This window comes from candidate division KSB1 bacterium, assembly GCA_034506395.1.
Classification (GTDB): domain Bacteria; phylum Zhuqueibacterota; class Zhuqueibacteria; order Thermofontimicrobiales; family Thermofontimicrobiaceae; genus Thermofontimicrobium.
Genome location: JAPDPQ010000050.1, coordinates 1 through 23,083 on the forward strand (window position 1 = coordinate 1; position 23,083 = coordinate 23,083).

20 protein-coding genes are annotated in these 23,083 nt (G+C 47.6%); 14 read left to right on the forward strand and 6 right to left on the reverse strand.

Going from position 1 to position 23,083, the window contains the following annotated elements:
* From ONB37_19255 to ONB37_19290, 8 genes are all read left to right on the forward strand, one after another.
* Positions 1 to 285 (forward strand): hypothetical protein (locus ONB37_19255; GenBank protein ID MDZ7402300.1); only part of this gene is annotated, 285 nt, incomplete at its 5' end.
* A 99-nt stretch (positions 286 to 384) separates the two neighbouring features.
* The gene (locus tag ONB37_19260; GenBank protein MDZ7402301.1) at positions 385 to 651 is read left to right on the forward strand and encodes a T9SS type A sorting domain-containing protein; all 267 of its coding nucleotides are present in this window, start codon (positions 385 to 387) and stop codon (positions 649 to 651) included.
* A gap of 194 nt (positions 652 to 845) precedes the next feature.
* Positions 846 to 2,678 (forward strand): SLBB domain-containing protein, encoded by a 1,833-nt coding sequence (locus tag ONB37_19265; protein MDZ7402302.1) that lies wholly within the window; start codon positions 846 to 848, stop codon positions 2,676 to 2,678.
* 349 nt (positions 2,679 to 3,027) lie between these two features.
* Positions 3,028 to 4,107: a Wzz/FepE/Etk N-terminal domain-containing protein gene (locus ONB37_19270; protein MDZ7402303.1), complete on the forward strand. Its 1,080-nt coding sequence runs from the start codon at positions 3,028 to 3,030 to the stop codon at positions 4,105 to 4,107.
* Positions 4,095 to 5,357, forward strand: a complete 1,263-nt coding sequence (locus ONB37_19275) for an oligosaccharide flippase family protein (GenBank protein MDZ7402304.1) — start codon at positions 4,095 to 4,097, stop codon at positions 5,355 to 5,357. The genes ONB37_19270 and ONB37_19275 overlap by 13 nt, the downstream gene beginning before the upstream one ends.
* A gap of 385 nt (positions 5,358 to 5,742) precedes the next feature.
* Positions 5,743 to 7,221, forward strand: coding sequence for an O-antigen ligase family protein (locus ONB37_19280; protein ID MDZ7402305.1), 1,479 nt, complete (start codon positions 5,743 to 5,745; stop codon positions 7,219 to 7,221).
* Between the two features lie 196 nt (positions 7,222 to 7,417).
* The gene (locus tag ONB37_19285) at positions 7,418 to 8,323 is read left to right on the forward strand and encodes a glycosyltransferase (GenBank protein MDZ7402306.1); all 906 of its coding nucleotides are present in this window, start codon (positions 7,418 to 7,420) and stop codon (positions 8,321 to 8,323) included.
* The gene (locus tag ONB37_19290; GenBank protein MDZ7402307.1) at positions 8,320 to 9,249 is read left to right on the forward strand and encodes a glycosyltransferase family 2 protein; all 930 of its coding nucleotides are present in this window, start codon (positions 8,320 to 8,322) and stop codon (positions 9,247 to 9,249) included. The genes ONB37_19285 and ONB37_19290 overlap by 4 nt, the downstream gene beginning before the upstream one ends.
* A 19-nt stretch (positions 9,250 to 9,268) precedes the next feature.
* Here the strand turns inward: ONB37_19290 and ONB37_19295 are convergent, their stop codons facing one another.
* From ONB37_19295 to ONB37_19305, 3 genes are all read right to left on the reverse strand, one after another.
* A complete protein-coding gene (locus ONB37_19295) occupies positions 9,269 to 10,681 on the reverse strand; it encodes a sodium:solute symporter (GenBank protein ID MDZ7402308.1) in 1,413 nt (470 codons plus the stop codon).
* 421 nt (positions 10,682 to 11,102) lie between these two features.
* Positions 11,103 to 11,876 (reverse strand): exodeoxyribonuclease III, encoded by a 774-nt coding sequence (xth, locus tag ONB37_19300; GenBank protein ID MDZ7402309.1) that lies wholly within the window; start codon positions 11,874 to 11,876, stop codon positions 11,103 to 11,105.
* A 148-nt stretch (positions 11,877 to 12,024) separates the two neighbouring features.
* On the reverse strand, positions 12,025 to 12,336 hold the full coding sequence (locus ONB37_19305) for an MTH1187 family thiamine-binding protein (GenBank protein MDZ7402310.1): 312 nt from the start codon (positions 12,334 to 12,336) through the stop codon (positions 12,025 to 12,027).
* Between the two features lie 349 nt (positions 12,337 to 12,685).
* Between ONB37_19305 and ONB37_19310 the strand changes: the two genes are divergently transcribed.
* Positions 12,686 to 13,180, forward strand: a complete 495-nt coding sequence (locus ONB37_19310) for a hypothetical protein (GenBank protein ID MDZ7402311.1) — start codon at positions 12,686 to 12,688, stop codon at positions 13,178 to 13,180.
* A 287-nt stretch (positions 13,181 to 13,467) separates the two neighbouring features.
* Here ONB37_19310 and ONB37_19315 read toward each other — a convergent pair whose 3' ends face one another.
* Complete coding sequence (locus ONB37_19315; GenBank protein ID MDZ7402312.1) at positions 13,468 to 15,192, reverse strand: T9SS type A sorting domain-containing protein; 1,725 nt, start codon at positions 15,190 to 15,192, stop codon at positions 13,468 to 13,470.
* A gap of 83 nt (positions 15,193 to 15,275) precedes the next feature.
* Positions 15,276 to 15,491: a hypothetical protein gene (locus ONB37_19320; GenBank protein ID MDZ7402313.1), complete on the reverse strand. Its 216-nt coding sequence runs from the start codon at positions 15,489 to 15,491 to the stop codon at positions 15,276 to 15,278.
* 432 nt (positions 15,492 to 15,923) lie between these two features.
* Between ONB37_19320 and ONB37_19325 the strand changes: the two genes are divergently transcribed.
* The 5 genes from ONB37_19325 to ONB37_19345 all read left to right on the forward strand — a co-directional run bounded on the left by ONB37_19325 (position 15,924) and on the right by ONB37_19345 (position 22,526).
* Positions 15,924 to 16,079 carry a hypothetical protein gene (locus tag ONB37_19325; protein MDZ7402314.1) on the forward strand — a complete coding sequence of 52 codons (156 nt, stop codon included), beginning with the start codon at positions 15,924 to 15,926 and terminating at the stop codon, positions 16,077 to 16,079.
* Positions 16,080 to 16,121: 42 nt separating this feature from the next.
* Positions 16,122 to 17,309 (forward strand): multiheme c-type cytochrome, encoded by a 1,188-nt coding sequence (locus tag ONB37_19330; protein ID MDZ7402315.1) that lies wholly within the window; start codon positions 16,122 to 16,124, stop codon positions 17,307 to 17,309.
* A gap of 54 nt (positions 17,310 to 17,363) precedes the next feature.
* On the forward strand, positions 17,364 to 19,922 hold the full coding sequence (locus ONB37_19335) for a PEP-utilizing enzyme (protein MDZ7402316.1): 2,559 nt from the start codon (positions 17,364 to 17,366) through the stop codon (positions 19,920 to 19,922).
* Positions 19,882 to 20,637, forward strand: coding sequence for a hypothetical protein (locus ONB37_19340; protein MDZ7402317.1), 756 nt, complete (start codon positions 19,882 to 19,884; stop codon positions 20,635 to 20,637). The genes ONB37_19335 and ONB37_19340 overlap by 41 nt, the downstream gene beginning before the upstream one ends.
* A gap of 359 nt (positions 20,638 to 20,996) precedes the next feature.
* On the forward strand, positions 20,997 to 22,526 hold the full coding sequence (locus ONB37_19345; protein ID MDZ7402318.1) for a type I restriction-modification system subunit M: 1,530 nt from the start codon (positions 20,997 to 20,999) through the stop codon (positions 22,524 to 22,526).
* A gap of 269 nt (positions 22,527 to 22,795) precedes the next feature.
* Here the strand turns inward: ONB37_19345 and ONB37_19350 are convergent.
* Positions 22,796 to 23,083: hypothetical protein (locus ONB37_19350; protein ID MDZ7402319.1), on the reverse strand; the 288-nt coding region annotated here is incomplete at its 5' end.

Below are 23,083 nucleotides of genomic sequence, written 5' to 3' on the forward strand. Positions count from 1 at the left end.
AGAGGGCGATTATTTGAATTGCGTCCCATGTTTGCGGCCAATGAGACCTGGGATACGGATACGGTCAATGTGTCCAGCAGCATCACCGTGCCGTCGGGAAAGACGTTGACAATTGCTCCCAATAGCAAGGTGAAATTTTATACTGGTCAATATCTTCTTGTGCAAGGCAAGTTGGTTGCCAATGGGACGGCCAGCCAGCACATTAAATTTACCGCAGCGGCGACGACGCCCAGTCGAGGCCATTGGGACTACATCAAAATTGATAACTGCGCCCTTTCTTGCTAACGCAAACTGCGATTCCTTCCGAACTCCCTTCAAATCAAACGTTGTTCTGCACAGTTCCAATTGAATTTTTGGTTCTCCAAAATTAATCCCTCATTTTGAATGCAATCTGCCCGCAATGGACCGTTTAACCCCAGAACCGAAATCCATTACCAGCTTCCGGAAGCAACTCATGTTACGTTAACCGTTTACAATCTGCTGGGCCAAAAGATTCGATCGCTGATTGATGAACACCAAGAATCTGGTGCTTATACCGTTCACTGGGATGGCTGCGATGAAAATGGCAGCGCTGCGGCCTCAGGCGTGTATTTGTATGCCATCAGCGCTGGTGAGTTTCGGCAGGTGAAAAAGATGGTATTGGTGCGGTGAGTTGAAATGATGACAGATCCCATCGCAATTCATTTCCCTGTGTAGAGACAAATGGAGTCCATTCGTCGAAGTTAATGGACTCCATCTGTCCAATTGTTCAGATTTATAATCCTAAATTGTGCTTGACTTTTAGTCCAGTTATAATTATATTAGCCAGCTAAAATTTCGATCACGTCTATTTTTATGGTAGCAGCATGAAGCATTTCAACCGATTAAATGTCTTGCTATTAGTTTTCGTTTTTGGTATTTCCCTACCACTCACGGCGCAACAGAAAATCCGCGACGAACAGAATTTTCTCAGCAATCGAGTCATGAGGGGAACGGGCTCACAGGCGTTGCAAGAGTATTATCAAAGCGTCTATTTACAACAGCAAGCCCAGGCGCAGCCCGGCCTGATGCCTTCGTTTGATATCGACAAGACCAAGTTGTTGGAAAAACTTAAGGAGATCATCCCGCTGGAGGGGGCTATTGATCCAGCAACCTATATTGTTGGACCGGGCGATCTGCTTGAAATCAACGTGTGGAGCGCCGTCCCTTTCGTCAATACGACGATGGTCACCCCTGAAGGAACCATTATTATTCCTACTGTAGGAGTGGTCGAGGTCGCAGGTAAGACCCTTGCCGAGGTGAAGTCATTGGTCAGCAGCGCCGTAAGAAAGGTGTATATCAAAGGGGATATTACTACCTCGCTATTGTCGCCAAGAATTTTTTCGGTGACCATCAGTGGTGTTGTTAATAACCCAGGCAGTTATTACGCGGCGGCGGTGCAACGTGCCGATCAAGTGATCTATCAGGCCAATCTGCAATCACCAGTCGCTGCATCGAAATTATCATTATTGGAAGAGCAGAAGAAGAATCTTGCTGAGCGGGATGAGGTGCTCAAATACTATCGCAGCGATGAATTAGATCAGCAGCCATTGAACTTCTCGCTGCGCAATATCAAATTGATTCGACACAATGGCGATACGCTGGCGGTCGATCTGGTGCGCTATTACGCCACAGGGAACACGCGGTTCGATCCGCTGTTGTTGGACGGCGATCGCATCATCGTGCCCAATCTCAATCTCGAGGGCAATTCACTGACCATCACTGGCGCGGTGCGGCTCCAAGGCACCTACGAATATTTTCCAATGGATTCCTTATCCAGTATTTTCGAGATCGCCCAGGGTCCGACCAGCTACGCCGATCTCGAGCACGTGGATCTGTATCGCACCGATCCCAGAACCGGGCAGGTTTCTCATCAGGTGATCGATTACGCCAAGATCCAGCGTCGGGAAATTCCCGATATTCCTCTGCGGCCGATGGATCGCATCGTCGTGCGCGAAAAATACCCGCGGGAATATCCGCATAGCGTCCGCGTCCGTGGCGAAGTGGTTCGGCCCGGCCTGTATCCTATTGCTCGAGACCAAACGCGTTTGTCTGAGATTATTAAACTGGCTGGTGGCTTCACGCCTTATGCCGCATTGGCCAACGCGCGCGTCCTCCGCTTCGATGAACCGTTAGATAAATTGGAGCTGAATCCCGATTATCAACGATTGTTCGATATGCGGCTTAGCGATATGAACGCCACCGATAGGGAATATTTCAATTTCGAAGCCTTACTGAAGCGTAATCTTGTGGCTGTGGATTTCCAGAGGCTGTTTCAACGGGGCGATTCCACCCATGATGTCATACTTCAGGATGGCGACCTCATTTTCATCCCTTCCAATCAGAACACGATTTTAGTGTTGGGGCAGGTGCCCTTTCCCGGCCAACAGCAATTCGTTGCTGGAAAAGATTACAAATATTACATCCAGCAGGCAGGCGGTGTTTCATACAAAGCCTGGGAGAGCAAAGTGCGCGTCATCAAAGCCGGCAATAAAAACTGGCTGAAGCCCAATAAGACCCGGCTCGAACCTGGGGATACTATCTGGGTGCCACGCGTTCGGGAAAATCGTTTCGAGATGACGTTCTATTGGATTTCGCGTGTCCTTGAAGTCGGGGGATCGGCCGCGACCATCTGGCTATTGCTGACAAAATTGAAATAGCAATTTTATCGACACTAAGAAGAGGAAAAAATGCCAGTCATGCCTGCAGATGCAGGCATCTTATAGATTGTCAATTAGTCTGATGCAATAATCAAAATATGGTTAAGCCATGTCATGCCTGTCCGCCATCTGGCGGACAGGAATCTCCTTCTAAGCTCATACTTAGGTCAGCCGAATAATGAGATGCCTGCCTGCGCAGGCATGACAATATAGCCTTTTTTGACATTTTGCAACAGGTACAAATCAGCGAGAGGAAAAGGACTCCTGCATTCGCAGGAGTGACATTTGTGCGTTTGCTAATTGATCGTTTTTAAGAAGTCTAGATCCGTTTTTAAAAACAGGAAATTCGATGTTGAAACGCTACATTCTTCTCATCTTAAAAAATCGAAAGCTATTTTTCGGTGTTGTTTTTGGAGTCACGCTAATTGGTTTGATCATTTCGTTGCTTTTGCCCAAATGGTATCTGGCTGAAGCGTCATTTTTGGCTCCAGAGCTGGCGCCGAACACCATGATCGGCGTGAGCGGCGGGCTCTCTTCGGTCATTCAGAGCTTCACAGGCCAGCGAAAGATGAGCGCTTACAACTATATGGCCATCCTCAATAGCCGCACCGTTAACGAACAAGTCGTTCGGAAGTTCAACCTGATGAAAGTCTATCACATTTCCGATTCCCTAATGTCCAAGGCGCTTAAGGAACTGAGGAGCAACGTCTCATTTACCTTTGGGGATAATGATGAGACCACGATTTCGGTATACGACAAAAACCCAGTCCGAGCGGCAGAGATGGCGAATTATTATGTTGAACTCGTTAATGAGCGTTCAAAAGAGTTCGCACGCTCCGAGCTTTCCACGTTCAAAAAGTTGATTGAAGAGCGGGTGCGGGCCAACGAAGATACGCTCCGAAAATTGGAACAGCGCATCAAAGCCTTCCAGCAGCGGGAGCAGGTGCCCGTGATCATGGCTGAGCAGGTGAGCGGATTGGATTTCCTGGGCGAGCTCTATGCCCAGCGCATCGGTCTGGAGCTCCAGCAGCAGTTGCTCAAGGAAAATTACGGCGAAAATCACCCCTTGATCACCGCTATCAAAAACCAGTTGCTCAATATCAATCAGAAGATCAACGCCATTCCTAATATGACCGTTGAATATCTGCAGATTTACCGCGAACTGTTAGTGCAACGCAAGATCGCCGAGGTGTTGGTCCCCATGCTGGAGCAGGTGAAGCTCAGCGAATTGCAAAAGATCCCCGATGTCGTGGTTCTGGACAAGGCCGTCCCACCCGATCGCAAGAAAAAACCCAAACGGATGTTCATCGTCCTGGGAGCGTTCCTGCTCGCTTCTGCAGGTGCGTTTTATTATCTGTTGATTCGAGAGAAATATCATGAGGAGTTGGAGGAATTTTGGAGCCAGGCCAAAGCAACATGGAAAAGTTAGTGCAGCAGCTTCAAGTTCTTCGGAACAACCATTATATTCGCGACGCTGTAATCCTGCTCAGCGGCAATGGTCTGAAGATCTTCATTGGGTTTATCTCAAATGTCATTCTGGCCAAATTCTTCAGCGCCGAAATGCTGGGCATGTACGGCACGCTGATGGCGGTTAGCCTGGTCTGCGTCAATTTCACCGATTTTGGTCTTGGCAATACGCTCAATCAATTGACCAATCGCTATCGCGAGCAGCAGAAGCAAATTCTGTCGAATATTTTCATCTTAAAAATGTCGCTGCTCCTGCTCTTTCTGGCGATTTTCTACTTTTCCATCGACCTGGTGGCACCACATCTCTCGGCGTTAGAGGGCAGAACCGACCTGCTGAAGCTGCTGATCGTTTCGATTGCGTTCGAAAGTTTCTTCAAATTTTTGTTATCCACCCTGCAATCAAAGCAATTGTTCAAACGCTTCAGTCTGTTGTTGGTCATCAATAATTCGGTTCGGCTAATCGGCATCGTAGCGCTTTATCTGTTGAAGCTGCTGACATTGAAAACGATCATCATTCTCTATGCTGCTTCGTTCGGCTTGTTGATTTTTTCCAATTCTCGGATCTGGAGTTTTTCGTTCCGACTCGATCGCAAGCTGATCGATCGAATTGGTAGGTATGCGTTTTGGGTGTGGATGTTCATCATATTTAATACGCTGTTTGTGAAATCGGATATTTTGCTCATCAATTATTTGAGATACGGCAAAGCGATCATCGGAAATTACGTGCTCATTTTTTTCTTCATTTCATTGATCAGTCTGTTGCAGGATGCCATTTTCACCCAGCTATTGCCCAAGACCTCGGAGTTTCACAAACGCTCCGACTATCAGAAATATTATGCGGACATCAAATATATTCGGCTCGGGGCGGTATTGGTATCGCTTGTTTACGTGCTCATTTTGCCGCAAGCGCTACGCTGGATTTATGGCAATAAATATCAGATCGAATATCTGCCGATCTTGATCTTTGGTATACCATTTCTTTTCAGCCTATTTAATGAATTCAATGGGGTGCTTCTCTATGCCATGGAGCGGCATCGCTATATTTCCATGGCCAATATTCTGGGATTGATCTTCGTAGTCATCGGACTGCTCCTGTTCCCAAGTGTAACCACCGTGCTTCACATCGTGCTGGCTGTGACACTGGGAAAATTGGTGGTGGAATTTTTCATTTATTTGAAGGTCAATCAGTGCTTGCGAGCAATTCCAGAATAAAATGTGGAAAATAAGAATTGGATGTTCGTACTTAAATCATTTATTTTTTATCCAAAGAGCAAAACCTTTTGACCGACAATTACGCTGATTAATTTCTGTTGCAAAAATGGAAATCAAAAGAAACGATGTCATTCCTGTCCGCCAGTTGGCGGACAGGAATCTCCTTTTTAACTGATGCTTAGGTCAACCAAAAAATGAGATGCCTGCATGCGCAGGCATGACAATTTATCCTGTTTTGATAATTTTGCAACAAGAACCAATTATTCAAATTGCGTCTATTCATAATTGGTGAAATTGGCTTATTTTGCGAAATTAGCGGTCCAAACACATTTTAGTTTTGGCTCATCATAGTTAAGCAATCGAAATCTGATCTTGGAAAAATCAGGTGGCAGCAATTAGCTCGAAAATCAACGGCAAAGTTTTTTCACTGGAAACATTGGCTTTTTTGGCAACAATTAGCTTTCCAGTGATTGCCATACTGTTACTGGGGCTTGAGCAGTACATTGCCCTCGGTGTTTTGGTGGGAGTTCTATTTGTAATTTTGATCATCCACAATTACCGCTATGGGCTGCATTTCGTTATCATTGGGCTGCCACTGTTTCAATCCTTGACATTGAGATCCGATGCCGCCACTTCCATGGGGCTGAACTTCCAGTACGTTTTAATCCCCATTGTCTTTGTCGCCTGGCTGGCCGAAAAAATTTCCAACAGACAATTGACAGCCATCCGCCTGCCGTTTCTATCGCTGTTCACGCTGTTCGTTATTGTGCTCTTGCTCTCCCTCCTCAATCAGATGGACATCCCTGCACGACATTTGTTGAGGCAGGGGTTTGTCAATGTAATTGCCCTGGTCAATTACCTGGTGCTATTCTACATCATTGTTAATGAGGATTGGGATCAGCGGGAATTGCAAAAAATTTTATGGGGCTTTCTGATCGTTGCATTTTTAACGGCAGCGATTGCCATCGTCCAATACTTTACAGCAGAGGTCAATTTGGTTACTGGCGGGCTGCGGGCTACCGGCACCTTTAAATCCTTTTTGCGAACCGATACGAAAAACAATCCCAATGCCTTTGGCACCTATATGGCCTTCATGGCAGCGATGGCATTATGGCTCTGGAATCTTGCCGATCGAAGGCATCGAAAATACATCCTGGTGCTCACTGGCGTGATTATTTTTGCATTGCTGCTATCATTCTCCCGAAGCAGCCTATTGGCGTTGCTCTTTGCGCTGCTTGGTTATACCTTCATTCGGAACAAGCGGGCATTCGTGATCACAGTGGTTGTCTCCGTCGCTGGATTGATTGCACTTTACTTCGAACCGACCACGCATCGCCGCATTCAGAGCATCTTTGCGGTGATCAGCGATCGTCGGGTAGTGAATATGTTTTTGAACATCAATCCCTGGAGCCTGGATTGGTCGTACGTGGAATATTATGGCATTCAGGGGTACAACAGCGACATCATCTCTGCTGCATTTCGGATCTGGGCCTGGATTCAGGGCGTGCAACTTACGGTGGCGCATCCCATTCTGGGCGTTGGTTATCACATGAATCTGGCCTATAGCCCCTGGCCCACTGCGGAAAATTTATATCTCGATATTGCCTGCATGACCGGGCTAACAGGGCTGTCGCTGTTTGTGATCATGCAATACTATTTTTTGAGAGACGGATTTCGTTTCCTGCGCAATCCGAAGCTCACGCATATCGGCATGTTCTGGCTCAATATTCTGGCGATTGTATTCATCGTCAGCCTGACTGGGTCGATTTTATTTCATGGCAAATTGTTAGGGATTTTCTGGATTTTAGCCGGGGTGTTTTATAATGTCAAGCAGCGAGAAGACAATTATCTTTATCAGCAATGAATCGAAATTATTTGGAGCACCAAAGGTATTGCTCCAGATAATCAGATATTTTCATTCGCTGCAGTCATACAATCTGCTGGTTGTCTGCCCTAGCGATGGCCCCTTCAAATCCGCTTTAGATCAAATCAATATCCGAACCTTAATACCAGATTCTCTTAGCAAATTTTATATCCATGTCAGTCAACCACGCTTCTTTATGGTTCAATTTTGGCTCCGTTTCTGGGACAATATAAAGCTGCTCCTTTATTTTTATAAATTGTTCAACAGTTATGTTGACCCAATCATCTACGCAAATACCTCAGTGGTCCGCTATATTGCGATCCCAGCAAAACTTTCAAGGGCATGTCTTCTCTGGCATATACACGAATATTTTGCCAATCCCATCAAACAATGGTTCCATGCTATTTTGATTCGCTTATGCGCCGACAAGATCATTGCTCATTCTCCAGGTCTGATTTCACGATTGCATCTAACTCAGCGACAAATTCAGAACAAGGTGATCTATTTCCGATATTTCTCTGCCATAGAGAAGGAGATCCTATCACGTTCAGATCCAAATGTTATAGAGTACGACATCATTTTTGCTGGCAGAGTCAGTTTAAAAAAAGGTGTGCTCGACCTGTTACAAGCTATAGCCTATTTAACCTCAAAAATGCCGAATCTGAAGGCAGCCATTGTGGGCATGTTTGCCAAGGAAGATGAACCCGTCATCAAAAATTTTGTAGCAGAAAATAAGCTGGAAAATCATGTCATATTCACGGGCTTTGTACCGGATGTTTATGAATATATCTTGAAATCAAAAATCGTTGTTCTGCCAACTCATCGTGACTATTTTCCGATGATTTTGCTGGAATCGATGTTATTGGAACGACCGATAATAGCGACAGCAGTCGGCGATATTCCGACCCTTATCGCTCACGGCAAAAATGGACTCTTGGTCGAACCAGGAAACATTTCGCAATTGGCCGATATGATTGAAAAAATCCTGGATGAAAAAGAATATGCTCGGTTCAAGGTTGGTGTTCAGCTAACGAAAGAGCAAATCTTAGCTCAAACAAATGACTATCAGGTTATCAAAAAGATTATCGATCAGCACAAATGAATCAAAACAAAAAAATCTCAACCAACCCAAATTTTGAAAAGAAGCTCTTTTCTTTCATTGTTATCAACTATAATGCCTATGATTATACTTCAAATTGTTTGAAAAGCATAACGAAATTTTGTTCCAATTATCCTTACGAGATCATTGTGATCGACAATGCTTCATCGGATGGAAGTATTTTCAAGCTGGAAGCTGAATTCAGAGGTGTAATTTTCAAAAAAAATGAACAGAATTTAGGTTTCGCCAAAGCGTGCAATCAAGGAATCGATCTGGCATCGGGTGATTTTCTGATTTTTTTGAATAATGATTTTGAATTCAAGACGGACATTTTCGAACGCATCATTGAAAAATATCAACGCTACGAAAATTTGGGGCTCTTAGGTTTTCAATTGTTAAATCCAGATGGAACGCTTCAAAAAACCGATTTTAAATTTCCGACCATTCCAAGAAGGATTTTGCAGCTTACCGTTGTCCCATTGATAAGAAAATACCGCTCGAACAAATTGCCTGATGGCGAGCGAAAAGATAGAATTGTCGATTATATCAAGGGGGCATTGATGATTGTGCCTGCAAAACTTCTAAACCAGCTTCAACTTCGCTTTGATGAAAATTATTTCATGTATCACGAAGAAATGGATCTGGCTTATCAGCTTCGAAAGCAGGGCAAATTATGTATTTTGGACACGACGCCAGCAGGAATTCATTATGGACAACATGTCGAGGACGTGCATGAAGAGAGAGTTTTTTTATGGCGCAATCAAAATTATCTATTTTTCTTCAGGAAATATTATTCAAGAACGAAACTCCTCAGTTTGATCGCCGGCAATATTATTATCTTTAGTTTGAAATGGATAATTTTCTTTCCCTGCCGTTCCTTGAGATATACTTATCAAAAAGTCATATGCATGAGTTTGAAAGCGTTGTGACGCAAATTGGCAATTTGCGTTACAACAATCCGATCACCAAATAAGTAATGAGCGCCAGACTCGCCCCAGTCATCGCATACGGCAATTGCGTATTCACGTGATCGATCAGATCGCAGGCCGAAGCCATTGACGCAATAATCGTAGTGTCCGACACCGGCGAGCTATGATCGCCAAATACGCCCCCGCCCATCACAGCGCTCACCATCAGCGGCAAATTCAAGCCCATATTTTGCGCCAAGGGAACCGCAATCGGCATCATGATCGCAAATGTCCCCCAGGACGTTCCAGTTGCGAAGGAGATGAAACAGGCCGTCAGGAACACCAGTGGGATCACCAGCGCTGGGTGGATCGTCGCAGTCGCCAATCCTGCGACATAGGGGCCCGTCCCCAATGTCTTGCACAACGCGCCCATGGTGAAGGCAAACACCATGAGCAGTCCCATGGGAATCAATCCCCCCATCCCCTTGATCACCAGATCGAGCACTTCCTTCAATGAAAATATCTTTTGAATTTTGTATAAAATCGCCGCTGCAAGAATCCCCATTAACACCGCCCAGAACACGGCTGTGGAGCCAGAGCCGTGGGTGATGTTCCCCTTTCCCGTAATAACCAACCCCAAGGGAACCATCGACACCATCGCTATTAGGGGAAGAATCATGTTGATCGGTCGGGGCGTAACGCCTGCTTTTACTGGCATGGCAATGGTCTCCTCGGAGACCAGGAGCTGCGCGCCGTCCCGAATCAGCTTGCCGGTCTCTTTCGCCCGTCGCTCTGCCTTCGCCATAGGGCCAAAATCTTTGCGGGTGATGATGATTATCAGCACCAGGAGAATGGTGAAGATGGCATAGAAATTGGTGGTGACCGCTTTCAGCACGGTGAAAAACGGATTTTCTACCTGCTGGGCAATGAGCAAGCCAGTCAACACGGCACCCCAGCCGTTGAACGGGATCATCACGCACACCGGGCAGGAAGTCGAGTGAGCCAGATAAGCCAGCTTCTCCCGCGGGGCTTTGAATTTATCGAACAATGGTCGACCAATGGAGCCGATGACGAGATTGATCATATTGCTCTCGATGAAGATCATCACCCCGATGAGCCATAAGAGTAGGCTGGCGCTGGTTCGGTTTTTCACCAGGCCCTTTTCGCTGACCCAACGGATAAAGCCGGTTACCCCGCCCGAATGCTGCATCAGAATGATCAATGCGCCGACCATCATGCTGAAGATGATCACTTTGGTGTTGCCAGAATCTTTGAAGACATCGATGGTGGCTTCGAGGGCATCGCGCAAACCAGCCAGGGGATTCCAGCGGTTGATTGCCGTCCAGCCGAGCCAGATGCCGAGAAATAGCGAGGGATAAACCTGTTTGGTTTTAATGGCGAGAATAATTGCCAGGATCGGAGGAAGGATTGAGATCCAGCCGTAGGTTTCCAAGCAGCGCTCCTTTAATTAAATTCGCTCTGAACCTTTGCAAAATGATCAAATATTGAATTGATACTTGTCACGCCTGCATTTGCAGAAATCACAAAGAATGGAGCGTTCCCCCTGCACAGGCAAGAGAGCTCATTGGCCAATGGATAAGATAGCTAGCAAGAGCTTTTTCTCCACTGGTTGGTGGACAAGCGCCTCTTTATCTTTCACGGATTCCTGCTGTCGCAGGAATGATAGAAGAGCGGAATGTCACCCCTGCGCAGATAGGGGGCTCATTGGGCCAATAGGTAATAAACATAACAAGAAATTCCTTTCCACTGGTTGGCGGACAATTGTCTCTTCATCTTTCAAGGATTCCTGCTGTCGCAGGAATGATATTGTCCGATTCCATTTAAATGTATGGCACCAAACCTGAGAAATTGATTCAAATTTCCAACTCAATTCCAATGGGACAATGATCCGAACCCATGATCTCAGGCAGAATATAAGCGGCTTTTACGTTGTCTTTTAGATTCTCACTGACATAAAAATAGTCGATGCGCCAGCCAATGTTCCGCTCCCGCGCCCTCGATTTCATATCCCACCAAGTATACTGCCCTGGCTCCTGATTGAACATCCTGAAGGTATCGAGATAACCGTGGCTTAGAAATTTATCGATCCAAGCGCGCTCTTCTGGCAAGAAGCCAGATACCTTCTCATTCTCCTTTGGACGGGCCAGATCGATCTCCTTATGAGCAGTATTGACATCCCCAGTGACGACAATTTTTCGGCCAGCATCCTTTAATCGATCGACATAATCAAGAAAGGCATCATAAAAATCCATCTTATATTGTAAGCGCTCCTTCGAACCTTTTCCATTCGGAAAATAGATGTTGAATAGAACAAAATCCTGATAATCTGCGATCTGAATTCGTCCCTCCTTATCGAATTTTTCGATGCCGAAACCGGTCTTTAATTCCTTTGGTTCTTGCTTGGAATAGAGCGCCACGCCACTGTATCCCTTCCGATCCCCGGATTCAAAATAAGCATGGTATCCAGCCATGTTCAATAGATCATCGGTCAGTTGATCGGGTTGGATTTTGGTTTCCTGAATGCACAGGATGTCTGGCTGAAGCTGAAACACTTCAGCGAGATTACCTTTTTTATGGACGGCGCGGATGCCGTTCACATTCCAAGAGAGAAGTTTAGTGATATTCATGCCGATGCCTCTCTACTTTCAGTGATTTCAACGTGAATTTGAACCGCTAATTGCGCTAATTAATCCCATTCCGCCAATTCATGAAAAGAAGCGTCGAGTCTCATTGCATCACCCCAATTCATAAGCTGACTGATTGTGAGTTTTTCTGTCAGCTATGCCGGATCTCGCGTTTTAAAATGCTTTTCACTTTCTCAACCTTAGATTTCATGCGAGACTCGGTTCCTTTGCGATAATCAACTTTGATGATCGTAGTGATCCGGTTGCTCTGGGGCTCTAAAATCTTGAAGCAATCTCCGATCACACCGAATACTTGGTCCCACGAACCCTCCAAAATTGTCCCCATCGGGGTCAGCTGATAAGTGATCCCAGTTCGATCGATGTGATCGATGAGCTGGGCGACATATTCGCTCACACTTTCGCCCTTGTCTGTCGGGTACATGGAGAATTCCGCTAATACCATTTTCTCTCACCTCCGTTTCATCATTTCAATCTATTCAGTTTTTCAAAAAAATGCAAGCATTTTCTCAAGTCGAAGGTGGTCTTGAGATGGCTGGTTCACCGGTTATGATCCCCGCAAAAATAGGCATGACCTCTCGAATTGGTCGAACTTTTCGACCATTTGGTCGAATTGTTTCAGTTTTCAAACCGCAAATCACCCAATTTATTAATACCCAGCTTCTTTAGTCACAAAGAGTTAAACGAACGACAAAAAATTTGGCACGGGACTTGTAATTAATATGGTCGAAACAATTAACACTGGAAACGATCAGTTTCCTAATTATCCAATTAACCGATTCAGGAGGTTCATCATGAAACGCATTATCAAATTATCCGTCTTAGCGATTGCGGTCGCTTTCTTGGCTTTTACCACTTTGAGCGATGAGAGTTTTGCTCAAACTAAGCCGCAAATGGGCAATAAGGCCGCTGGATTTGTCGATGCCAATGGCGATGGGTACAACGACAAAGCGCCGGATGCCGATGGCGATGGAATTCCCAATGGCCTCGATCCAGATTATAAGCCATTGAATCCTGATCGTGGTAAACGCTTCGGCTTTGTGGATCAAAACGGGGATGGCATCAATGATCGGATCCAGGATGCCGATGGCGATGGGATTCGCAATTGCCAGGACTCCGATTATGTTCGTCCCCAGGATGGCACTGGCAACAAGTTCGGCCACAAAGTTGCAAATGGAAAGGGACAAAAAGGCTCGGGTTTTAAAGGCCTTGGTCCGAAGGCAGGAAATGGAACCGGTGTCTGCGATGGAACTGGCCCAAAAGGTCAAACGAAGCGAAATGGTCGGTAGTCCAATACGCAATTTCAGCAATCAATAGACGGAGCTACGGCAGGGTCAGCTTGGTCACGCTGACCCTGCACTTTTTTATTGAAAAATGAATCTCGGAAATAGATCGATATGAAAAGTTCCATTCCTCACGGAACGCAGGGCCATGCGCTAAATTTCTGAGACAATTTTCATGCAATTTTGTTTGCTTCTTGGGAAAATTAATAAATTAAAACGCTATTCCGAAAAGTCAATCGATTTAACAGGGAATTTTCAATCCCAACAGACAGATCATCTTTAGTTCATTCATGCTAACGCAACAACATCAATTTCTGTCGGATCACCTGCTCGCCTGCCTTCAATACCGCAAAATAAGTCCCACTGTTGGCAATATTCCCTGCCTCATCATTGCCATCCCAGTAGATCGAATAAATCCCTGGTGGCATCGCATCATTCAGCAAGCTGCGAACCAATTGGCCACGCACATTGTAAATCGAAAGCAAAACAGCAGGATTGGCGATGGCTGGGATGGAGATTCGAAAAACTGTGCCCTGATTGAACGGATTGGGATAATTTGGCGACAATTCCAACCGATCGGGAACGTGCGAATGGCCATTTGCACTGGTTGTCGTCGCGACAGCGATCGGCTGGTCATTGAGCCAAGCGCGGTCCAATTTGAGCCAATCGGTTTGATGCCGATCGCTGCTGCCGATCGGCTTGAACCACAAGCTCACGAGTGTCCCCGAGCCAGCGATAGAATTGGCTCCAGCGAGCGCGATGACTAAAGAGCTCTTTTCGCGACGATGGCAAATGAGAGATCCCTGGGCCAGCTCGCCAGCGGTCACAGCGGTGAGGCTGAAACGCGTATCATCAAATTTTAGTTCGAGCTCGGCGCTGATAATCGGCTGCGATGTCTCCAACAAAATAGGAATGGATACGAGGTCTGTGCTGGTTTGCGACGGATATTCGATTTGCAACCGGGCGCTGGAAATCTTCTCCACAACCAGCGGCGCGATCGCCGGATTGGTCCAGCTTTGCGAGACGTCGCCGTATACGATCCCGATGAAATTTTGATTGAATTGATCCTTTTCCAATGGCTGATAAATAAGTGAATTGGGGCGATGTACCCAATTGGAATCGTTGATCGGAAAAATCGTTGGGACAAATTCCCAGCAATCCAGGCTGTCGGCCATAGTGGGAAATTTATTTTCAAGGCGAACAGCATATCGCATGATCAGCGAGGCATCGTATGCGCTGACGGTAGAATCGCCGCTTACATCGGCAGCAATGCGTTGATAGGGCGTCAAAATATTGGCGCCGACCAGATGTTGCAAAATCAGCGCTGCATCGAACGGGGTCACCGCTCGGCCTTGATCGCCAAATTTCTGGGGCGTCAGGAGATAATCCCCATAGTGCAAACCGTAGCAGTTGAAATTCCCATTAGCATCTGTCGCAAAGGTCGCGCTTTGCTGTCCCGTTATAGCCAATTTTGTATTCAATATTGGAAGACCAGTACCCTGATATCGCACTGAGCCAGCGAGCTGAAACCCCCGAACGTGAAACCGACCATCTCGATTGATACTGGGTGGATTGCCCTCATTCAGCATGACCTCCCCAAATTTCAAATCGCAGGCATCATTTTCCCTAGCCCGCGGATTGACCCGGAACTTCAAAAACACGAGAACCCCGTCTTCGGTTAACGGCAAACTGCCAGCCAGCGCGAAGTAAATTCGCTTGGCAGAGCGATGGACCGCAGCCATCTGCCAGTTCTCGGTAATTGCGCCTGTGCCGCTCAGTTCGATAAACTCCAAACAACTGGAATCAAAATGCACTTCAATCAGCGCGGAAATAATGTCATAATCCGAAACCCCAGCGATCCGGATCGGCAGATTGACCAACTGATTCGGCGCGGCAAAAGTATCTGGCAGCGCCAGTTCTACCCCTCCATTCGCCGCAAAGGCCTTCGATTCAGCCACCAGGCTCAACGTTAAACCGATTGATAAAAATACCGCAATAAACCATCGTACCTGCTTCATAGGTCCCTCCTCGTTCATATAAGTTTATCCCTGAACTTTTTTTATTCGATGACATCTGCTTTACAAAAAGCTGAAATTTTGGCCTATTTGATCAATGACGTTGGGCTCGTATCTTCAGTTTGAAGTTCCCAGTTTCTGGTCAACGAATCTCCCCTGCCCAACTCGGAGCCGCCGCAATATTCGCTTGAAATCAAGAAAGGCGTTCGAAGCATAGCTTTCAGACCGGTGATACCTCCTGGACTGTTACCGTTCATAACTTGAAAACGATCGCCTGCACCGCGCTCCTTAATCTCGAGCATTTCTCCCAGCAGATACACCTGTTCAATTCCTCAGTGCTATGATAGAGCAGAAACGAAATCGCCGCTAATTTGCCTGCCTGCATAATCTGTCGCCTCATTTTCAATCTAAAAAATTTCCCGACAAAATCAACATAATTCATTGACAATTTAAAAAAAATTTATTACTATAACATGCAAAATGACTGCAAGCATTGCAATGCTGTTGCTGAATAGCTGATTGCAACTATTTTTGATCGATCTTTATTTGAAGACCTCCTTTGGTTTGTCGAGGGAGTGTGATCGCTAACGGAATCGTAATTCGAAAGGATCGGTTCAATGTTTTGCAGCCATGTTCCATGGAAAAATTTTGAACCAGAAGCGAACCGACTCCAAAATTTTCATTGGAAAAGTTCATATGATTCACCAAGGATTTGAAGGTCAATAGGAGGTATTATGGCTTTAAGATATTTGGCAATCTGGCTATTATTGATCATATTGGTTTTCGTTTCATTGGGCTTTGCGCAGGGAAAAAAGCCGATGGCCAATCAATTTGCGGTTCATATTTTTTCATCAGCGAATTTCATGGGCTACTTAGAGCCATGCGGTTGAGGCTCCAGCCGCAGCGGCGGTGTGGCTCGGCGAGCGACTTACATGAAACAACATCATGCGGGCAGCGAACATCAACTGATAGTAGATAATGGCGATTTCATCAGCGGCAGAGGGAAAAAAGAGCAACTCGCGGCTGAGTATTTGCTCAAGGCTTTTTCCATGATGAAGTACGATGCCATCAATCTGGGTGAACGCGATTTTCTCCAGGGATTGCAGTTTCTCAAAGACATGGAGAAAAAATACAAATTGCCATTTACTTCCGCAAATATTTTTCAAGCTGATGGGGAGACCCCAGTTTTTCAGCCTTATATCATCAAAGAACTCCCAGCTTTTGACTTTGGTGATAGACATATTCCAGCAGTGAAGGTGGGTATCTTCGGCGTGGTCATGCAACGGCCCCAATTGTCGTATGAAGAGACCGATCCGAAGTTGGTGGTCGGCGAGCCGACTGCAGCCGCGCAGAAGGTGGTCTCAAAACTAAAAGGCCAATGCGATTTAATCGTGGGATTAATCCATCTATCATACGGCCAGTTGACAGCCTTCGCAGAGGCGGTACCAGAGATCGATGTCATCATCGCCGGTCACGATGCAGTGATGCGACTCGATCCACAGAAGCTCAACCGAACCCTGGTGATCGTTGGCGGAAACCGTGGTCAATATATTGGAGATCTGCGATTGGTGTTGAATCAGCAGCGAAAGATCATCGATCATGAAGGCAAAGTGGTAGCATTGGACGCAAAAATCAAAGATGATCCTGCAATGCTGAAGCTTATCAAAGAATATAGTGAGCAGGAAGCAAAGTTGAGCTTTGAAATTGATCGCCAGCAATCCCAGAAGATCGAAATGTACGTGGGGGCAGCGAAATGCAAAGAGTGTCATCAGGAGCAATATGAACAATGGAGCAAGACATCCCATGCTCGGGCGTTCAACACTCTGGTGAAAGCTGGAAAGAAAGATGATCTCAATTGTGCCAGATGCCACACCACGGGATTTGCGCAATATAATGGGTTCTATGGAGTGGACGAGAGCCCAGACATGATCCATGTTCAATGCGAAGCCTGTCATGGCATCGGCAAGTTGCATGTTCAGAGCATTGAAAAGATCAAATCGCAGAAACTTAAAGCAGCGATTCTGGCACCCATCACCGAAGAGACCTGCATCGGCTGTCATGATAAGACTCAAGATCCAAAATTTAATTATGAGGAGGATGTGAAGCTGGTCAAGCATTAGCCGAGCATCAGCGAAAGCACCAGCAATGTCTCAGCTCAAGTTTCGTGATTTGAAATGAACTTTTTGCTTTGCAAAAGCAGTCAATTTATCCTTTCTCATCGCCAGGGCAAGAGCTTGCGCTCGAAATTCAGCGGCGGCAAAGCGGCCAATTTAGCGCGCTTGACCAAATGGGGGTTCAATGTCCCCCCTTTTTTTGTCCTCAGCACATCGCTCTACTGGCATATTCTCAAAATCAATGGAATCGACCGCCTGATCTCTAAACTGAAATCGAACCATTCCAGTCAAATCTGCACTTCCATCCGATCCCAAATTTTGGCTGCTGAAATTCCCACGGAGATCGCCGAACGAATTCAGCTCGCCGCAAAGCAACTGCTGATCGATGCGCCGACAAAAGCGGTGGCAGTTCGCTCCTCCGCCGTAGCAGAAGACCAGCGCAATCGCTCTTTTGCAGGACAGTTAGACAGCTTCCTCAACATTCAAAATGAATCGCAATTGCACAATGCGATCAAGCAATGCTGGGCATCGTTATGGGGCGAGCGAGCCCAAATGTACAGCGGACTCGCCAAGCAGCGGCTTCCTGATTATTCCATGTCCGTGATCATCCAGCAAATGATCCCAGCCGATTATGCTGGCATATGTTTCACCATCGATCCCGCCGATCGATCTGGGGAATGGCTATTGATCGAGGCGAAACCGGGCATCGGAGCGGATCTGGCCAGCGGCACAGCAAATCCTTGGCGCTACCGGGCCCATCGCAGCACCCTGGCTCTGCAAGGGGAGCCCACAGCGCTCGATGCCGAGCTTTTGGTGGAGCTGGCAAAAACCGCCCTCCGAATTGAGCGATTATTCGGCATGCCGCAGGATATTGAATGGGCGATCTATCACGGTCAGATTTTCATCCTTCAATCGCGAGCCATTACGGCGCGCTTGGGCCATTCACACGGAGCTGATCAGCCACTTTGGTCGAATTACTTTTTCGGGGAACGGTTTCCGCTTCCAGTCTCCCCGCTGGGCTGGTCCATTTTGAAACCGATCATCGAGCTCAATGCCTTTCGCGAGCCCCTATCCTTTTTGGGCTTTAACGAGCTCGCTCGCGCTCAAATTACGCGATGCTTCTTCGGCCGACCTTATACACGATTGGAAGTGTTCCAAGCATTGCATTCGCTATTTCCCAGCGATTATGTTGCCAGAGAAAAGCGAGAACTGTTTTACCCCCAACCGGTTTCGCTTGCTCACTCCCTACGGCAGGTGATCAAACGCATCATCCCAATCGCAAAATCACTCGCTACTACCAATGATTGGCTGCCACCAGTTCATCTGCGCAATTGGAAACAATTTCTGGCGCGCTATTGCCATCACATCCGGCTTCTCCAAGGACAAAAACTTCACTTTTTGCCCGATCAAAAGCTGTGGCAAGCAATGTTGACGGCAGAGAGCTTATCCAATAGTCTGCTCAAGCTGCATCGTTGGAGCATCACATTTGCTGAATTGCACTATCATTTTTTGATTTGGCTGATCCGAAAATGGCTGCCGCAACTGGATGCCGATGCCACAGTTGCTGCGTTGCATCGGGGTATCCCTGGCAATCTCACCGTGGAAATGAACATCGCACTTTGGCAATTGAGCCGTCACAACGAACAGGAACCATTACAAGGCTCAAAAAGCCCATCCAATCCGCGGCTCGCGACCGATCCCGAGTGGCAATCGTTCCTCAGGCGCTTTGGGCATCGCTCCACTAACCTCGATATTGCAACACCCACCTTTGCTGAGGGTTGGGACTCTCTTTGGCGGCTGATTCTGCAGTATCGAATAAGCCCAGATCAGTCATCTCCAGCGGTCAAACAACAAGCCTTTGAACAGCAACGCCGCACCACCGAAGAACTCGTGCTGCACCATCTCTCACAGGCGCATTGGGGCTGGCTGAAAAGCCGCTTTTTTCAAATATTGCTCAATTGGTCTCAACAATTTTTTTCACTGCGCGAAAACCAAAGGCATTATTGGCATTTTGCCCTGGCATTGAAGCGCAATATCGCACTGGAGCTTGGCCAGCGCCTCATACGGCAAGGCTGGCTGGATGAACCCGATCAGATCTTCTTCCTCACGCGTCACGAATTAATGCAAATGATTCTGCACCATCTACCATCATCGAAAACCAATATCATTGAACGGATCAAGCAACATCGGCGCTGGCAACAGGTCCATCCCCCTGCCCTGATCGATGAATCTCAGTCTGCAACTTTATCTGCCAATAAAAATCTTAAAAAATTGACAGGCATAAGCGCTGGCCCTGGCATTGCTACTGGCATCGCGAGGATTTTGACATCGCTAATCCAATTCCCCATGATCCAGCCTGGCGAAATCCTGGTGGTTCCGACCACCGATCCGGGATGGACGCCTCTATTCGGAACCATCCGAGGGCTGGTGATGGAGGTCGGGGGTATCCTCTCCCATGGGGCTATCATCGCTCGGGAATTTGGCATTCCTGCCGTCACAAGCGTCGAGCGGGCGACTGAACGGATCCCGAACGGTGCGAGAATCACTGTCGATGGCAATAATGGAGTGGTGATTATCCATGACGTTCAAAACGATTTGCAATTATCTGGACCGAATTAGCTTTTTAGGCCTTCGTATCTGGGAATTTGGATGTCGCAGCTTAGCCCAAGAATATGGCTGGTTTTTCCTATTCAAGATTGCAATCAAATATCCCGCAAAAACCTTCCGCGGATTGATGATCTACCGGCACTTCTGCCGATCTCTTGGAACCATTTCGCCCAATAAAATCTATTCAAATTGCTCGATCCAATCCATCGCCTATCAACTTCAGCGCGATCCAAAGCGGCTGTTGGTCGGGATGGGCTATTGCCAGCGCCCGATCAAAACTGACGTGCAGCCGCTCGCCTGTCCCTCGCCAAGGTTCAGCCATAATTGCTCATTCATTGAACATCCCGGCCACAATCAGCTTCTTCCAGCTTGTAAAATCTGCGATATCCAGCCCATTGCCGAAGCTGCGATTCAGTCTGGGGCAGCGGTCTATATCATGACCTCCGCAAAGGACATCGCGCGGGAAATTTTTCTCCCAACGCTGGCACATGGGAAATATCGCGCTGCCATCCTGTTCATCTGTCCCTATTCCATCCTCCCTATCGCCCTACCATTGATGATCTGTGATATCCAATTTCTCATCGTCCCTTACGCCATTGGAGACTGCCGCAACTATTCAGATTTCCTGCACGCCGATCAGGGCATCAAACCAAAACGAACCTTCCCAATGAGGCATAAGTTTGAACTGGTTCTAAATATCTTCAATGCTCCCAAAAATAAAAAATGATCCCTTGGCCTAATAATTTCGCTTGATTTGAACTCAATTTTTCTTTAATTTTGTTCACACCAAAATCGGACCTTGAATGGCAAAAACTTGGATGCTTCCAAAATAGCGATCTGCTCTTACTGGTGAAAGAATTATTAAGTAAAATATTCTGAGTCAACTTTATGCCCAATCCGAATACGATTGCGGATTTCGCAACGATGGCCTGTTTCGGACTTCACAACCTTCGCAAATATTTCACTGATTACTGATCACTGATTACTGATCACTGATTACTGATTACTGATTACTGATCACTGATCACTGATTACCGACAACCATGCTGACATCTGAATTTACTTCGAGCTCAAGGAGAACGCTGCATGGCTAACCCACAACTGGACATCAAAACCCTCGAGGGCTGGCTTTGGGAAGCCGCCTGTAAAATTCGGGGCGAGGTCGATGCCCCCAAGTACAAAGACTATATTCTGCCACTGATCTTCATCAAGCGACTTTCCGATGTGTATGACGATGAGTTCGACAAGCTGGCCAAAGAGTTGGGCGGTAAAGAGATTGCACGATCCGCCGTGATGGCCGAGCATTCGCTGGTGCGCTTTTTCATTCCCGATGCTGCCCGCTGGACCAATATCGCCAACCAGACGACCCACGTGGGACAATATCTCACCGATGCGGTGCGGGCCATTGCCAAAGAAAATCCCAAGCTGCAGGGCGTGATCGATATTGTCGATTTCAATGCCACCACCGCTGGCCAGCGAGTGATCAGCGATGACAAATTGAAGCTGCTCATCGATGTGCTGGGACGCTATCGCCTGGGCTTGCACGATGTGGAGCCCGATATTTTGGGTCGGGCGTACGAATATCTGCTGCGCAAATTCGCCGAAGGCTCGGGCCAGAGCGCTGGCGAATTCTATACCCCACGGGAGGTGGCCATCCTCATGGCCCATCTGCTCGATCCCGAGCCTGGTCAGCACATCTACGATCCCTGCTGCGGCTCGGGCGGGCTGCTGATCAAATGTTTCTTGCGGTTCAAAGAGAAATATCAGGGGCAGAACGTCCCGCCGCTGCGCTTCTATGGACAGGAAATTTTAGCCTCCACCTTTGCCATGGCCAGGATGAACACCTTCATCCACGACATGGAAGCCGAAATCACGCTGGGCGATACCATGAACCGTCCCGCCTTCACCACGCCTGCGGGCTCGCTGCGCCAATTCGATCGGGTCACTGCCAATCCCATGTGGAACCAGGACTTCAGCCAGGAGGTTTTCGAGAACGACACCTACAATCGTTTCGGCTACGGCTATCCGCCCTCCAGCAGTGCCGACTGGGGCTGGATTCAGCACATGTATGCCTCGCTGAACGATCGGGGCAAGATGGCCGTGGTGCTGGATACGGGCGCCGTGTCCCGTGGCAGCGGCAATGTCGGCAAAAATCGGGAGCGGGACATCCGCAAGGCGTTCGTTGATCACGATCTGGTGGAGGCCGTGCTGCTGTTGCCCGAAAACCTGTTCTACAACACCTCGGCGCCTGGGATTATTTTGATCATCAATAAGCACAAAAATCACCCTGGCGAAATTCTGTTGATCAACGCCTCCAAGGAGTTCAAAAAGGGCAGGCCGAAGAATTACCTGCCCGAGGAAGATATCGCCCGCATCGCTGAGCTCTATCTGCACTGGCAGGAGCAGGACGGCATCAGCAAGATCATCACCAAAGACGAGGCGGTGAAGAACGATTACAATCTAAGCCCGTCCCGCTACGTAACCCAGGACGGCGAGGACGATACCCTGCCGCTGGAGGACGCCGTGGTGCTGCTGCAGGAGGCTGAGGAAGAGCGGAAGGCAGCGGATGAGAAGTTGCGGCAGATATTGAAAAGTTTAGGGCTGAATATCGGATAGACAGGCTTAGCCCCGTCATTCATGACGGGGAGGGAGAATGAATCTACCCATGGTAAGCCGCTGAAGCGGCTGGCGGTATGGGTTTAGCGCTGGGGTTCTCCCCTGGCTGAAGCCAGGGGTGACTGGCACTGTCCAGGCTGACACGTGGCTGAAGCAAGTGGAGGCTGTTAGTTGGTCGAAGCTATCATTATCCCCGTCATTCATGACGGGGGACAGGGAGAACGAAGAACCGAGACGGCGTCAGAACCGCTTTAGCGGTTTTTGAACGCTTAGGGCGGCGGGTTGGCGCTCTCGTTTCGCCACCGTGGTAAGCCGCTGAAGCGGCTACGGTACGAGCTGGGTACGGGGGCTACCCCCTGGCTGAAGCCAGGGGTGACTGGCACCGTCCAGGGTGACACGTGGCTGAAGCAAGTGGAGGCTGTTAGTTGGCTGAAGCTATCATTATCCCCGTCATTCATGACGGGGATGGCGGAGGAAATGAAAGGAGCAATCCATGTCCCAACACTCTTACTCTCGCTGCTGGTTACATCTGATTTGGGGAACAAAAAATCGTGAAA